At 72.4% G+C, this 14461-nt stretch carries 17 protein-coding genes; 1 reads left to right on the top strand and 16 read right to left on the bottom strand.

What is annotated here, in order from left to right; genetic code table 11:
• Positions 1 to 16: 16 nt before the first annotated feature.
• The 3 genes from pyrH to rpsB all read right to left on the bottom strand — a co-directional run bounded on the left by pyrH (position 17) and on the right by rpsB (position 2642).
• A complete protein-coding gene (pyrH, locus tag BUE43_RS20385) occupies positions 17 to 766 on the bottom strand; it encodes a UMP kinase (protein ID WP_073485574.1) in 750 nt (249 codons plus the stop codon).
• Positions 767 to 896: 130 nt separating this feature from the next.
• Positions 897 to 1712 carry a translation elongation factor Ts gene (gene tsf, locus BUE43_RS20380; RefSeq protein ID WP_073485572.1) on the bottom strand — a complete coding sequence of 272 codons (816 nt, stop codon included), beginning with the start codon at positions 1710 to 1712 and terminating at the stop codon, positions 897 to 899.
• Positions 1713 to 1817: 105 nt separating this feature from the next.
• Entirely contained in the window at positions 1818 to 2642 is an 825-nt protein-coding gene (rpsB, locus tag BUE43_RS20375) for a 30S ribosomal protein S2 (protein WP_073486130.1), read from the bottom strand.
• Positions 2643 to 3005: 363 nt separating this feature from the next.
• Here rpsB and BUE43_RS20370 point away from each other — a divergent pair, with 363 nt between their 5' ends.
• Positions 3006 to 3548: a M23 family metallopeptidase gene (locus BUE43_RS20370; protein ID WP_073485569.1), complete on the top strand. Its 543-nt coding sequence runs from the start codon at positions 3006 to 3008 to the stop codon at positions 3546 to 3548.
• A 30-nt stretch (positions 3549 to 3578) separates the two neighbouring features.
• Here the strand turns inward: BUE43_RS20370 and whiG are convergent, their stop codons facing one another.
• The 13 genes from whiG to rpsP form a co-directional block, all read right to left on the bottom strand.
• The gene (gene whiG / locus BUE43_RS20365; RefSeq protein ID WP_083959868.1) at positions 3579 to 4409 is read right to left on the bottom strand and encodes an RNA polymerase sigma factor WhiG; all 831 of its coding nucleotides are present in this window, start codon (positions 4407 to 4409) and stop codon (positions 3579 to 3581) included.
• 205 nt (positions 4410 to 4614) lie between these two features.
• A complete protein-coding gene (locus BUE43_RS20360) occupies positions 4615 to 5520 on the bottom strand; it encodes a tyrosine recombinase XerC (RefSeq protein WP_327083468.1) in 906 nt (301 codons plus the stop codon).
• Between the two features lie 559 nt (positions 5521 to 6079).
• A complete protein-coding gene (dprA, locus tag BUE43_RS20355; RefSeq protein WP_073485563.1) occupies positions 6080 to 7285 on the bottom strand; it encodes a DNA-processing protein DprA in 1206 nt (401 codons plus the stop codon).
• On the bottom strand, positions 7282 to 8793 hold the full coding sequence (locus BUE43_RS20350; RefSeq protein WP_073485561.1) for a YifB family Mg chelatase-like AAA ATPase: 1512 nt from the start codon (positions 8791 to 8793) through the stop codon (positions 7282 to 7284). The genes dprA and BUE43_RS20350 overlap by 4 nt, the downstream gene beginning before the upstream one ends.
• Before the next feature lies 1 nt (position 8794).
• A complete protein-coding gene (locus BUE43_RS20345) occupies positions 8795 to 9202 on the bottom strand; it encodes a YraN family protein (RefSeq protein ID WP_083959867.1) in 408 nt (135 codons plus the stop codon).
• 327 nt (positions 9203 to 9529) lie between these two features.
• Entirely contained in the window at positions 9530 to 9853 is a 324-nt protein-coding gene (locus BUE43_RS20340; protein WP_073485559.1) for a DUF2469 domain-containing protein, read from the bottom strand.
• Positions 9854 to 9873: 20 nt separating this feature from the next.
• Positions 9874 to 10638: a ribonuclease HII gene (locus tag BUE43_RS20335; protein ID WP_073485556.1), complete on the bottom strand. Its 765-nt coding sequence runs from the start codon at positions 10636 to 10638 to the stop codon at positions 9874 to 9876.
• Positions 10635 to 11594 (bottom strand): signal peptidase I, encoded by a 960-nt coding sequence (gene lepB / locus BUE43_RS20330; protein WP_073485554.1) that lies wholly within the window; start codon positions 11592 to 11594, stop codon positions 10635 to 10637. The genes BUE43_RS20335 and lepB overlap by 4 nt, the downstream gene beginning before the upstream one ends.
• Positions 11595 to 11629: 35 nt before the next feature.
• The gene (rplS, locus tag BUE43_RS20325) at positions 11630 to 11986 is read right to left on the bottom strand and encodes a 50S ribosomal protein L19 (RefSeq protein ID WP_073485552.1); all 357 of its coding nucleotides are present in this window, start codon (positions 11984 to 11986) and stop codon (positions 11630 to 11632) included.
• 146 nt (positions 11987 to 12132) lie between these two features.
• On the bottom strand, positions 12133 to 12915 hold the full coding sequence (gene trmD / locus BUE43_RS20320) for a tRNA (guanosine(37)-N1)-methyltransferase TrmD (RefSeq protein ID WP_200797622.1): 783 nt from the start codon (positions 12913 to 12915) through the stop codon (positions 12133 to 12135).
• Positions 12916 to 12919: 4 nt separating this feature from the next.
• A complete protein-coding gene (gene rimM / locus BUE43_RS20315; RefSeq protein WP_073485548.1) occupies positions 12920 to 13438 on the bottom strand; it encodes a ribosome maturation factor RimM in 519 nt (172 codons plus the stop codon).
• Positions 13439 to 13465: 27 nt separating this feature from the next.
• Complete coding sequence (locus BUE43_RS20310) at positions 13466 to 13705, bottom strand: RNA-binding protein (protein ID WP_073485546.1); 240 nt, start codon at positions 13703 to 13705, stop codon at positions 13466 to 13468.
• Positions 13702 to 14157, bottom strand: a complete 456-nt coding sequence (rpsP, locus tag BUE43_RS20305) for a 30S ribosomal protein S16 (protein WP_073485544.1) — start codon at positions 14155 to 14157, stop codon at positions 13702 to 13704. The genes BUE43_RS20310 and rpsP overlap by 4 nt, the downstream gene beginning before the upstream one ends.
• Between the last annotated feature and the right edge of the window lie 304 nt (positions 14158 to 14461).

Genomic DNA, 14461 nt, shown 5'->3' with positions numbered 1-14461 from the left:
GCCGATCCCAGCACGGTCAGGCCGTGGCCGCACCGCCGGGGGTGCTGACCAGGGTCCCGATCTTCTCACCGCGCACGGCGCGGCCGATGTTGCCCTCGGTGAGGAGGTTGAACACGATGATCGGCATCTTGTTGTCCATGCACAGGCTGAAGGCGGTCGCGTCGGCGACCTTCAGCCCCCGCTCCAGGACCTCGCGGTGGGTGATGCTCTCGAACATCACCGCCGCCGCGTCCAGCTTCGGGTCGGCGGTGTAGACGCCGTCGACCGCCTTGGCCATCAGCACCGCCTCGCAGCCGATCTCCAGCGCGCGCTGCGCGGCGGCGGTGTCGGTGGAGAAGTACGGCATGCCGACCCCGGCGCCGAAGATCACGACGCGGCCCTTCTCCAGGTGCCGCTCGGCGCGCCGCGGGATGTAGGGCTCGGCGACCTGTCCCATCGTGATGGCGGTCTGCACGCGCGTCGGCACGCCCTCCTTCTCCAGGAAGTCCTGGAGGGCCAGGCAGTTCATCACCGTGCCGAGCATGGCCATGTAGTCGGCGCGGTCGCGCTCCATGCCCCGCTGCTGCAGCTCGGCGCCGCGGAAGAAGTTGCCACCGCCGATCACGACGGCCACCTGGACGCCGTCGCGCACGACGTCGGCGATCTGACGGGCGACCGAGTGGACCACGTCCGGGTCGACACCGACGCTGCCGCCACCGAACATCTCACCACCGAGCTTGAGCAGGACCCGCCTGTAGCCGGTCCGCTGTCCGCCGTTCTCGGTCACCGGTCCTCCTCCTTGTCGCCGTCACGGCGTTCGTCGTCGCCATCACGGCGTTCGTCGCGTCGCGGATACGCGAAGACGGGGCCGCCAGCGCGCGTCGTGTCGCCGCACGGCGGCCCCGTCCTCGGGTGGATCAGGCCTGGCCGACCTCGAACCGGGCGAAGCGGGTCACGGTCACGCCCGCCTCGTCCAGCACGGCCTTCACCGACTTCTTGGAGTCCTGCACGGACGCCTGGTCCAGCAGCACGACGTCCTTGAAGAAGCCGTTGACCCGACCCTCGACGATCTTCGGCAGGGCCTGCTCCGGCTTGCCCTCCTCGCGGGCGGTCTCCTCGGCGATGCGGCGCTCGTTGGCGACCACGTCGGCCGGGACCTCGTCGCGGGTGACGAAGCGCGGCTTCATCGCGGCGACCTGCATCGCGGCGCCCTTGGCGGCGTCCACCGCGTCACCGGTGTACTCGACCAGCACGCCGACGGCCGGCGGCAGGTCGGCGGCCCGCTTGTGCAGGTAGGTGGCGACGGGGCCGTCGAACACGGCGACCCTGGCCAGCTCCAGCTTCTCGCCGATCTTGGCCGAGAGCTCCTGCACGGTCGCGTCGACGGTCCTGCCGTCCAGCTCGACGGCCTTGAGGGCCTCCACGTCGGCCGGCTTGGCGACCTTGGCGGCCGCGACGATCCGCGCGGCCAGCTCCTGGAAGTCGGCGTTCTTGGCGACGAAGTCGGTCTCGCAGCGCAGCTCGATCATCACGCCGCCGTCCGCGGCCACCAGGCCGTTGGCGGTGGTGCGCTCGGCGCGCTTGCCCACGTCCTTGGCGCCCTTGATGCGCAGGATCTCGACCGCCTTGTCGAAGTCGCCCTGCGCCTCCTCCAGCGCCTTCTTGCAGTCCATCATGCCGGAGCCGGTGAGCTCGCGGAGACGCTTGACGTCGGCCGCGGTGTAGTTCGCCATCGTGCGTTGTCCGTCCTTCTTCGGTGTACGCGGCGGGGATGAGGGGTACGTGGCGTGACCCGCCCGTGGCCGCCGTGGGGTCACGGCGGCCACGGGCGGCACGGATCAGGCCTGCGCGGTGGGCTCGGCGCCCTGCGCGCCCTCGTCGGCGCGGGTCAGCAGCTCCTGCTCCCACTCGGCCAGCGGCTCCTCGCTGGCCACGCCCGGCTCGGGCTTCTCCTCGCCGTCCACGGCGCCCCGGCCGGACCGCGACATGAGGCCGTCGGCGGCGGCGTCGGCGACCACGCGGGTCAGCAGCGCGGCCGACCGGATGGCGTCGTCGTTGCCCGGGATCGGGTAGTCGACCTCGTCCGGGTCGCAGTTGGTGTCGAGGATCGCCACGACCGGGATGCCCAGCTTGCGGGCCTCGCCGACGGCGATGTGCTCCTTCTTGGTGTCCACGACCCAGATGGCGCTCGGCACCTTCTGCATGTCGCGGATGCCGCCCAGGGTCTTCTCGAGCTTGTCCTTCTCACGGGTGAGCATCAGGATCTCCTTCTTGGTGAGACCCTGGAACCCGCCGGTCTGCTCCATCGACTCCAGCTCCTTGAGGCGCTGCAGCCGCTTGTGGACGGTCTGGAAGTTGGTGAGCATGCCGCCCAGCCAGCGCTGGTTCACGAACGGCATCCCGACCCGCAGCGCCTGCTCGGCGATGGCCTCCTGGGCCTGCTTCTTGGTGCCGACGAACAGGATGCTGCCACCGTGGGCCACGGTCTCCTTGACGAACTCGTAGGCCCGGTCGATGTAGGTCAGCGTCTGCTGCAGGTCGATGATGTAGATGCCGTTGCGCTCGGTCAGGATGTAGCGCTTCATCTTCGGGTTCCAGCGCCGGGTCTGGTGTCCGAAGTGCACGCCGCTGTCGAGCAGCTGCTTCATGGTGACGACGGCCATGGCCGGTTTCCGCACCTCGTGGCTCGGGCGTGCCGGTGCGAGCCGACACGCGGTTCGGTTGACGCGACGGGCCGGGTGGCCCCTCGCCCTGGTGCCGCGCCGCCGCCCGGACCCGCCGAGGACCATCAGGGTGGTCGTCCGCCGGGACCGCCGGGCGTCGTGCCCCGCGACCGCTGGGGCGTGCGCCGACACGCGAAGTCGGTCCGCGCACACACGGACCGCCGCAGAAAGTGTAGTGGGTCGGCCGGACAGATCTCACCCGGAGGTCCCGGTCAGAGCCGGAGTTGTCCACAGGACACCGAGTTGTCCACAGGCGGCGACCAGGCGCTGGCTCACCGTCACGGCCCACGCCACCGTGGAGCCATGCTCCGCGCCCTGCTCACCCTCCTGCTGGCCTGTTGCCTCCTCACCACGTCGACCGCGGACCCGCGCCCGGCCGCGGCGGCCCGCGCCGGACCACCGGCCCCCGCGCCCCGCCCCGACTTCGACTGGCCCCTGTCCGGCCCGCCCCCGGTGCTGCGGCCCTTCGTCCCCCCACCACACCCGTACGGCCCCGGACACCGCGGCGTCGACCTCGGCGGCGCCGTGGGCCAGCCGGTGCTGGCCGCGGGGGACGGAATCGTGCTGCTCGCCGGCCCCGTCGTCGACCGCAACGTGATCACCATCGGGCACCCCGGCGGGCTCCGCACCACCTACGAGCCGGTGACCCCGCGCGTCGAGGCCACCCAACGCGTGCGCCGCGGCCAGGTCATCGGCGTCCTGGACGCAGGCCACCCCGGCTGCCCCGCGCACGGGGAGGGGGCGGCCTGCCTGCACTGGGGCGTCCGCCGCGAACGCGAGTACCTCGACCCGCTCCGCCTGCTGCGACCACACCGGGTACGGCTGCTGCCCTGGAAGGAGAGGTGACCGCGAGACCTCGCCCGAACAACCGACGGATCAGGCGTCGTTCTGCTCGGCCAGCTTCGTCCGCAGCCGCAACACGGCACGCGTGTGGAGCTGGCAGACCCGGGACTCGGTCACCCCGAGCACCCGGCCGATCTCGGCCAGGGTGAGGTTCTCGAAGTAGTAGAGCGTCACGACGATCCGGTCCCGCTCGCTGAGCTGGGCGATCGCGTCGGCGAGCTGACGGCGGCTGTCCTGGTCGACCAGGCTGGCCACCGGATCCTCGGCGCGGTCGTCGGGCAACGTCTCGGCCAACGACGCGCTGCCCCGCCCCGCGGCGATCAGCTCGTCCAGCGCGACGACGCTGGTCAGCTGGAGCTGCGCGTACAGCTCGCGCAGCTCACCCAGGCCGATCCCGAGCTCGGTGGCGAGCTCGGCGTCGGTCGCCGTGCGCTGCAACCGGGCCTCCAGCCGCTCCAACGCCCGCTCCACGTCCCGCGCCCGGCTGCGCACCGACCTCGGCACCCAGTCCTGGGCCCGCAGGTCGTCCAGGATCGCCCCGCGGATGCGCTGCATCGCGTAGGTCTCGAACTTCAGGCCCCGCTCGGGCTCGAACTTCTCGATCGCGTCGACCAGCCCGAAGATCCCCGACTGCACCAGGTCGGCCACGTCGACGTGCGAGGGCAGGCCCGTTCCGACCCGCCCGGCCACGTACTTCACCAACGGCGCGTAGTGCAGCACCAACCGGTCCCGCAGCGACTGGTCCCCACTGCGGCCGTACGCCCGCCACAGGGCGACGATGCCCGCCTCGACGTCGTCAGCGCTGCGCTGGTCACCTCCGGCGCTGGCGGCCCCGCCGCCGTCCCGCCGATCCTCAACACCCATCGTCCGCGCACCCGTCGCCCGCACCCGCACGCACTCCCCGCCACTCCCTGTGACAACGGCGTCAGCCGTCACGCCATCACCAACCCCCCGACCCGGGGTGGCACGCGGTGAGACCGCGGTGCCGGGGCCGTCGTCCCGCGAGGAACGGCGCCCCACCAAGGACGCCGTGGGCGCCGCTGCCGCGCGGGAACCTCCCCCGGCATCGTCAGGAACGGGGGTGGGTTCGGTCATGGATCGCCTTCAACCGGTCAACGGTGACGTGGGTGTAGAGCTGCGTCGTTGCGAGCGTAGCGTGACCGAGCAGTTCCTGAACGCTGCGGAGGTCGGCTCCGCCTTCCAGCAGATGGGTCGCGGCCGAGTGCCGCAGCCCGTGCGGCCCCGTCCGGCTCGCGCCCGGCACCGCCGAGACCGCCTCGTGCACCACCCGACGGGCGCACCGCGGCCCGAGCCGCCCGCCCCGCGCGCCGAGGAACAACGCCGCAGGTGAACCCGCTGTGACCAGCGAAGGTCTGCCCCGCGCCAACCACACCCGCAGCGCCCGCTCAGCCGGTTCCCCGTACGGCACGACCCGCTCCCGCCCTCCCTTGCCGAGCACCCGCACCACCCGGCGATCGAGATCGACGTCATCGACGTCCATGCCGCACAACTCGGACACACGGACCCCGGACGCGTAGAGCAACTCCACCACCGCATGGTCACGGAGCGCAACCGGGTCCTCCTCGGCGGCGCCCGACGCCGAGGCCGCCATCACCGCCGAAGCCTGCTCGGCGCGCAACACCGCGGGGAGACGACGCGCCGCCCGCGGGGCCGTCAACCGCTGCCCCGGATCCGTCGCCAACCACCCCGCCCGCTTGGCCCAGCCGGTGAAGGCCCGCGCCGCGGCAGCGCGCCGGGCCAGCGTCGTCCGGCTCGCCCCCGCCTCCCGCAGAGCGGCCAGCCAGCCCCGCAACGCCCCGAGGTCCAGGGCTTCCCACCCGTCCGCCCCGGCACGCGCGACCTGGTCCACCAGCGACACCACATCCCCGACGTACGCCCGCACCGTGTGCGCCGACAACCCGCGCTCAGCACGCAGGTGCCGCTCGAACCCGTCCACCGCCTCACCGAACGCCACCGGAAGACGAGCCCGAGCACCCCGCAGATCAACTCTGCCCCGAGAACCATGCGCGGCCGTCACGCCCCGTAACGCTGCGCGCCCCACCCCGCCGGGTCAAGCATCGCCACGCCCTTCCCCCAAGATCAGTGATCTTCTGGCTCCCCCCTTGCCACACCCCGCTTCCGCAACCCCACACCCACCCCTACTCCCCCCAGAACCTCACGACTCTCCAGCCCCACCCCTCCCACCTGCATCAACCCTTCCTTCGTCTCCCACCCCCCGGGGCCCCTCCCCCCACCCCCTCCCCTCCCCGCCCCCGGCCCCTGTGTGTTGGTCGTGTGGATGTACCCCCGATGTGGTGGTGGTGTCGGGCACCGGCGGGGTGCCCTGGTGTCCGGCAGACGTGTGGATGCCGGCGTGGCGTGGCACCGCGTGAGGGCGGGTGATGACGTCCCTCGACGGCGCTGGGCTCAGTCAGCCCCAAGTGAGGTGAGGTGGCTGAGGCTGCGGTGCTCCAGGCCGGTGGATGCCTGGGAGCCGGGCGGGGCCGCGGTCCCACGCCTGACTCGGGGCCGACTCAGCCAGGGGGATGTGGCGGAGCACGGGTGGGGCGGAGCACGGCATCGGACGAGGGGCGAGTCGAGGGCGCGCGGGGCCGTCGGGGGCAGCGCCAGCCTTCGTCGCAGCGTTCGGCGTGGCCGGACAACTCCAGCGTCGGGAGGAGCGCCCGGACCCGGTTGAGAGGCACGCCCGACTCGAAGGCGACCTCCTCCGCGCTGCGGCCACCCCGCTGGGGCAGCGCCTCGTGGACGCGGAGCGTCTCGGGGTCAAGGTCGTCTGTGTGCCTCCGTGCCGCCTCGGGTTCGTCCGCGAGGTCGAGCCCCAGCCGGCCAACCGACTCGACAACCTCCTCCACCCGGCCGACCAGCAGAGCTGCCTCGTCGCGGATGAGGGCGTGGCATCCCACCGACATCGCCGACGTCACCGGGCCGGGCACGGCCATCACGACGCGGCCGAGCGCCCTTGCCGTGGCCGCGGTGTTGCGGGAACCGCTGCGGACCCCCGCTTCAACGACCACCGTGCCCTCTGTCAGGCCGGCGATCAGGCGGTTTCGCACCAGGAAGCGGTGCCGTGCTGCCACCGAACCAGGGGGGTACTCGGAGATGACCGCGCCGGTCGCGGCGATCTGGTCGAGGAGCCTGGTGTGGCCGGCCGGGTAGCTGAGGTCGATGCCGCACGCGAGAGCCGCCAGGGTGGTTCCTTCGGCGGCCAGTGCGCCCCGGTGGGCGGCTCCGTCGATGCCGTAGGCGGCGCCGGAGACAACGGTGATCCCTCGGCCCGCGAGGCCGTGGCCGATCTCGGCGGCCATGGTCTCGCCGTAGGCGGTGGCCGCCCGGGCTCCGACCACCGCGACCGCGCGCTCGACCAGCTCGCTCAGCGGCTGGCGACCTCGGACCCACAGCGCCAACGGCGCGACCAAACCGCGCGCGGTCGCGAGGTCGAACGCCGCGAGCGGCCACGCCGGCCACTCATCATCCTCGGGGACCACCAGGCGGGCGCCCGCCGCGGCCGCGGCGGCCAGGTCGTGCTCGGGTTGGTGGACCAGACGACGCGCGTCGGTCTCCTTGCCCACCTCGGGTGGGACCTCGCCGGACCGCACCAGGTGCGCGGCGAGCACCGGCCCGACATGGGTGACGAGGGTGGCCAACGCCGGCGCTGGCGGCTCGGCGACGCGGGAGAGGTAGGCCCTGGCGGTGCGCACCTCGTGGTCGGCGGTGCTCATGCCACCCTCCTCTCCCGGAACTCCAGCGCGGCGGCCACGTGGTCGGCGTCCGGTCGGTCGGCTCCGGCCAGGTCGGCGAGTGTCCAGGCCACTCGCAGGCTGCGGTCAGCTCCTCGGCCAGTGATCGTGCCGAGGTTCAGGCCGCGGTCCAGGACCGACGTCACCTTGCGGGGCAGGGCGAACCGCCGGCGGAGCGCGGGACCGGGTGCCTCGGCGTTGGTCCGCCAGCCGTGCTCACCCCAACGGGCGGCCGCCGCCTCCCTGGCCCGGCACACCCGCTCCCGGACGACGGTCGTGTTCTCCGACTCCACGCCGACCGCCGACATCGCGACCAGTGGGCGCATGTGCACCCGGAGATCGACGCGGTCGAGGAGCGGCCCGGACAACCGGGAGAGGTAGCGCCGACGGACGTTCGGTGGGCACACGCAGTCGGAGTCGCGGGCCGGAGCGCACGGACAGGGGTTCGCGGCGAGAACCAACTGGCAGCGGGCCGGGTAGTGGACCACCCCGTCCCGGCGGGCGAGGCGCACCTCGCCCTCCTCCAGCGCTGTTCGCAACGCCTCCAACCGGCGTGCGCCGAACTCGCAGGCCTCGTCCAGGAACAGCACGCCCCGGTGGGCACGGCTGACAGCGCCGGGCTTGGCCAGTCCCCCGCCGCCACCGACCAACGCGGCCACCGACGTCGAGTGGTGGGGAGCGATGAACGGGGCGGTGGTCACCAGCGGTGCGGAGCTGTCGAGCTGGCCGGCCACCGAGTGGATGGCGGTGACCTCCAGCGCCTCACTGCGCGTCAGGTCCGGCAGCAGCCCGGCGAGGCGGTGGGCCAGCATCGTCTTGCCGGTGCCCGGCGGCCCCAGGAGCAACAGGTGGTGGCCACCGGCCGCGGCCACCTCCAACGCCCAGCGGGCCTCCGGCTGCCCCACCACGTCGGCGAGGTCCGGACGGGCGGGCGGCGCCGCCTGGGGTGGTTCCTCCGGCGGGACGAGCCGGCCCTGTTCGCCCCGAGCCGAGGCGAGCACGTCGGCGAGCGTGCACGCCCCGAGGACCTCCACGTCGTCGACCAGTGCCGCCTCCGGAAGGGTAGAGACCGGCACCACCGCCCGACGCAGTCCGTGTCGGCGCGCAGCGAGCAGTCCCGGGAGCACGCCGCGCACCGGACGGACGCGTCCGTCCAGCGCGAGCTCCCCGACCAGCACGGTGAACTCCCACGCCCCCTGGGGGACGCTGCCGGCCGCGGCCAGGACCGCGCAGGCGAGCGCGAGGTCGTAACCGGAGCCGTTCTTGGGCAGGGCGGCCGGCGACAGGCCGAGCGTGACGTGCTGGGACGGCCACGACTCCCCGCTGTTGCGCACGGCGGCCCGCAGTCGTTCCTTGGCCTCGGTGAGGGAGGGGTCGGGCAGGCCGACCAGCCGGACCTTCGGCAGGCCGTTGCCGATGTCGGCCTCGATCTCGACGGGCACGCCGTCCACTCCGGACAACGCGACCGACCACGTCCTGGCGAGTGCCATCTCAGAACGCCCCTTCCAGGTGGTGGAGGCGCACGGGGCCGTCCGGCGGCCAGGTCACGCCCACCAGGTCGAAGCGGAGGTCGCACCACGGCACCCGGAAGGTGGACAGCCACGCCATGGTCGCGTGGCGGATCCGTCGGCGTTGGGCCTCGGTGAGGACCTCGACCGGTTTGCCCCAGCCGGGTCCCGCTCTGGTCTTCACCTCGCAGATGACCACCCGGTCCCCGTCGGTGGCGACGATGTCGAGTTCGCCCTGCGGGCACCGCCAGTTCCGCGAGAGCACCACGAAGCCCTGTTGTTCCAGGTGGGCGGCGGCCATGTCCTCGCCCTGCCGGCCCAGTTGCGCGGTCGTGCGCTTCGGCGCCTTCCCTGGGGCGGTTTTCGTCCCCGATCCGATTCCCCGGTTCACGGCTTCTCCCTTCGTCGGCTGTCACGACGACGGTGCCGGGTCGGGGAGGCCGGGGCCAGGGCGAACGCGCTGGCTGGGGACAACTCGTGGCCCTGTGGACAACTGCTTTCCCCAACGGGTGAAGCAGGGCGGAAATGTCAGGCCGGTGCGCTACAGGCGGCGGGTGCGGGTGCGGAAAAACCGGAAAGCCACCCGCTGTGAACGGGTGGCTTTCTGGTTTCGTTCGATCCGCTGATCCTGCCGGGTGACAGTCCCGGCGCGGCGATCACGGAAGGTTCTGTCAGGCCCGCGAAAGGATGCCCTCCGGTCCGCCGGAGGAGCGAGACGTCAGCTCCCGAACGGGCCGGCCTCCGGCAGTCTCAGCTCGGGCTTGTCGAGCTCCTCGACGTTGACGTCCTTGAAGGTGATCACCCGGACGTTCTTCACGAACCGCGCCGGGCGGTACATGTCCCACACCCACGCGTCGGACATGCGCACCTCGAAGTAGACCTCGCCCTCGGCGTTGCGCACCTGCACGTCGACCGCGTTGGCCAGGTAGAAGCGCCGCTCGGTCTCCACCACGTAGGAGAACTGGCCGACGATGTCGCGGTACTCCTTGTAGAGCTGCAGCTCCATCTCGGTCTCGTACTTCTCGAGATCCTCCGCGCTCATCGCCCCCGCGCTCCTCCTCGTCACCAACCGCCGGACCCCGCGGCGCGGGGCTCCCCATTGTTCACCACGGAGGCCATCACACCACCGCGCGCCACCCGGTGTGGCGGGCGCATGCCGTGCCTCGCTCCTGCCGTGGCCACGTTGACGTACGACCACCGGTGCTCCGCGCTCGGCCCGTGCTCCGCCAGAGCCGCGGTGTGCTCACCCGTGCTGTAGCCCTTGTGCACGTCGAAACCGTAGACCGGGAGGTCGGCGTGCAGCTTCGCCATGATCCGGTCCCTGGTGACCTTGGCCAGCACCGACGCGGCGGCCACGCAGGCGGCGACCCGGTCCCCCTTCACCACCGCCACGGTCGGGGCGGTCAGTCCGGGGACGGGGAAGCCGTCGGTGAGCACGTAGCCCGGATGCACGGACAGCCGGGCCACCGCCCGGCGCATGCCCTCCAGGTTCGCCACGTGGACACCCAGCCCGTCCACCTCGGCCGCCGGGATCACCACGACCGACCACGCCAGCGCCCTGGCGACCACCGCGTCGTAGACCCGGTCCCTCGCCAACGCGGTGAGCAGTTTCGAGTCGGCCAGTTCGGTGAGGCGTCGACCGTCGCCGGGGCGCAGCACACAGGCGGCCACCACCAGCGGACCGGCACAGGCGCCACGACCGGCCTCGTCCACGCCGGCGACCGGGCCGAGTCCTCGGCGATCCAACGCGCCCTGTAGCGCCCAACTCCCCGTGCTGCGTCGCACGACGGCCCGTGGCGGGCGCAGGACCTCGGGTCCCGCCGTCACTCCTGGTCGCGCCTCCCACGCTGGATCGGCAGCCGCGCGCGCTGGATCGGCAGCCGCGCGCGCAGCCGACGACCGATCCACAGCACCGGGAACGCCCCGGCCACACCGATGCCCAGCGGGATGCCGGCCTGCCAGACCGGCGCGCCCAACGCGGACGCCTGGGCCTGCGGGTTGTGGTCGCCGATGCCCTGCCACCGCGACGGCGGCAGAACGATCACCCTGGCCTTGCCGATGACGTTGTCCACCGGCACCGTGCCCTGGGCGTCGTCCTGCATGTGGGCGCGGGAGTCAGCCGAGAAGTTCCGGTTGTCGCCCATCATCCACAGGTGCCCGGCCGGCACGGTCACGGGTCCGAACGGCTCGACGTTCTCCGGCCCGGTGCCCTCTTCCCAGTGGATGTAGGGCTCGTCGAGCAGCTTGCCGTCGACCTTGACCTTCTTAGCCTCGGCGTCCCACTCGACCGTCTGGCCGCCCACCGCGATGACCCGCTTCACGAAGTCCCGCTCGTCCGGCTGACCGATCCCGACCGCCGATCCCAGGTCCTGGAACCACCGCACCACCGGATTCGACGACCGGCTCCCGGCGAACTCCGAGTTCCGACCCCACGAGTCCGGGCCCTTGAACACCACCACGTCGCCCGGCCCCGGGTCCGAGAACCGGTACGTCACCTTGTCCACCAACACCCGGTCGTTGGTGCACCCCCCGCACCCGTGCAGGGTCTGCTCCATCGACTGCGACGGAATCACGTACACCCGCGCCAGGAACGTCTGGATCAGGAACGTGAGCACCAGCGCGGTGAGCACCAACAGCGGGAACTCCCGCCAGAAGGAACCCTTCTTCTTCCGCCGCTCGCCCGAAGACGACCCGGACCCTCCGGGGTCCGAGGACCCGCCGGCGGCGCCCGCCGTGCGGTCCGGGTCGTCCTGGGGTGCTGTCGAAGGCACTACGTCGGCCACGTGAGCCAGGCTACGACAATGATCGGCGCTCGGCCTCAGGAGGCCGGGGTCTCGCGGCGCTCCTTGATCTTGGCGGCCTTGCCGCGCAGGTTGCGCAGGTAGTACAGCTTGGCCCGGCGGACGTCACCACGGGTGGCGACCTCGACCTTGGCCAGGTTCGGCGAGTGCACCGGGAAGGTCCGCTCCACGCCGACACCGAAGGAGACCTTGCGCACGGTGAAGGTCTCGCGGAGACCGCCACCCTGACGACGGATCACCACGCCCTGGAAGACCTGCACCCGCTCGCGCGAGCCCTCGATGACGCGGACGTGGACCTTCAGAGTGTCGCCCGGGCGGAAGTCGGGGATGTCGGAACGCAGCGACTTGGCGTCCAGAGCGTCCAGGGTGTTCATCGGAAGTCCGTCCTCGTCGGTTCGCGTTGACTCTCGTACCCCGCTGGTAGCCGCGCGTCAGCCCGGCTGGCGGGGGTGGCTTGTGGCGCACGCCGGCACCTGGCCGGCTGCAGCAACCGGTCCAGTGTGCCAGACGGCCGCGCGCCTCAGGAAATCGACCCCTGCTCGGCCGCTCGTTCTCCCTGGTCGGAGTGGAGTCGGTCGAGCACCTTGCGATCGTTCCGGTCCAGCGCCTCCGCCGGCAGCGCGGCCAACAGGTCCGGCCGCCGGTGGAAGGTGCGCTCGAGCGCCCGGTCACGCCGCCAACGGGCGATGGCGGCGTGGTTGCCGGAGCGCAGCACGTCGGGCACCGCGAGGTCGCGCCAGACCTCGGGGCGGGTGTAACAGGGGCCCTCCAGCAGGCCGTCGGAGAACGAGTCCTCCTCGGCCGACGCCGGGTTGCCCAGCACGCCGGGCAGTAGCCGCGCCACCGCCTCGACGATGACCAGCACCGCGACCTCGCCGCCGACGAGCACGTAGTCGCCGATGGACACCTCGTCCACCGGCATGCGCGCGGCGTAGTGGTCCAGCACTCGCTGGTCGATGCCCTCGTACCGGCCGCAGGCGAAGACCAGCCAGGGCTCGGCCGCGTACTCCCTGGCCACCTCCTGGGTGAACGGCCGTCCCCCCGGCGTGGGCACCACGAGGCGGGGCGGGGTGGGACCCGCGCACACCTCGTCGAGTGCCTCGCCCCACACCTGGGGCTTCATCACCATGCCGGGACCGCCGCCGTAGGGGCTGTCGTCCACCGCCCGGTGCACGTCGTGCGTCCAGTCGCGCAGGTCGTGCAGGCCGAGCTGGAGCAGCCCCCGGTCGAGGGCCTTGCCCAGCAGGGCCGCGCGGAGCGGGGCCAGGTACTCGGGAAAGATCGTGACGACGTCGATGCGCAACGCTTCAGGCCTCATCCAGCAAGCCGGGGGGTGGGGTCAGCACGAGGCGCCCGCCGGCGACGTCGACCTCCGGCACGATCTCGCCGACGAACGGCACCAGGATCTCGCCGCCACCCTCCCCGGCGAGCACCAGCAGCTCGCCGGCCGGGCCGTGCACGACCTCCACGACCCTGCCGACCCGGGTGCCGTCGGTCAGTTCGGCGACCAGGCCCTCCAGCTCGTGGTCGTAGAACTCGTCCGGGTCCTCGGTCGGCGGCAGCGTCGCCGTGTCGACGGTGAGCAGGGTGCCGCGCAGGGCCTCGGCGGCGTCCCGGCTCGCCACGCCCTCGAAACGCACCAGCAGCCGCCCGGCGTGAGGCCGGGCGGCTGCCACGGTGACCGTGCGGGACGTGCCGTCGCGCAGTCGCGCGCCGAGGACCGAGCCGGCGGCGAACCGCTCCTCGGGGGAGTCGGTCCGCACGTCGACGACCAGTTCACCTCGGATGCCGTGCGCCTTGGCGACACGGCCGACAACGACGTCCATGGGTCCCAGAACCACCAGTACGAGTGATCAGCGGTCGGTGTCGACCACGTCCACGCGCACACCTCGACCACCGATGCCGGCCATCACGGTGCGCAGCGCGGTCGCGGTGCGGCCACCACGCCCGATCACCTTGCCGAGGTCGTCCGGGTGCACGTGCACCTCGAGCGTGCGGCCGCGGCGGGTCGTGACCAGGTTGACCCGGACCTCGTCCGGGTTGTCGACGATGCCGCGAACCAGGTGCTCCAGGGCGTCCGCGAGGACGGTCACGCCTCGCCGCCCTCGGCCTTCTCGGCGGCCTCGGCCTCGGCGCCCTCGGCCTTGTCGGCCTTCTTGCCACCCTTCTTCTTCGGGGTGGTGGCCTCGACGACGGGCTCCTCGCCCGCGGCGGCGAGGGCGGCCTCGAACAGGGCCTTCTTGTCCGGCTTCGGCTCGGCCTTCTTCAGCGTGCCCTCCGGCACGGGCAGGCCCTTGAACTTCTGCCAGTCGCCGGAGATCTCCAGGAGGCGCTGCACCGGCTCGGTCGGCTGCGCGCCGACGCCCAGCCAGTACTGCGCGCGCTCCGAGTCGACCTCGATGAGGCTCGGCTCGTCCTTCGGGTGGTACTTGCCGATCGTCTCGATGGCCTTGCCGTTACGGCGGGTGCGGGCGTCGGCGACGACGATGCGGTAGTACGGCTGACGGATCTTGCCAAGCCGCATGAGCTTGATCTTGACGGCCACGGTGCGGAGTGCTCCTAGCTCTCGTGTGCTCACGGGTGAGCGCCCGTGGCCCGTGTGGGGCAACGGGTCCGAGCGCTCGGACGTTTGCGTCCACGGCGCGGCGAGAGGGACCGGCCGAGGCAGACAGCATGCCATTCTGCCAGACGAAACCGGGTCGCGGGAAACGCGGCCGCCCCGGACCGTCGCGAACGGCCGGAGCGGGACGCCAGCGGAGATCAACGCCGGGCGCGCCGGACGCGCGTGCGCGACGGCTCCGGACGCGTCCCCGTGCAGGCAGAGCGACCTGGCGAGGGGTCGCCAGCAC

The organism is Streptoalloteichus hindustanus (assembly GCF_900129375.1).
In the GTDB taxonomy this organism is placed as follows: Bacteria; Actinomycetota; Actinomycetes; order Mycobacteriales; family Pseudonocardiaceae; genus Streptoalloteichus; species Streptoalloteichus hindustanus.
The sequence above is the reverse complement of the archived record's forward strand: the minus strand, read 5'-3'. Positions and strand labels throughout refer to the sequence as shown.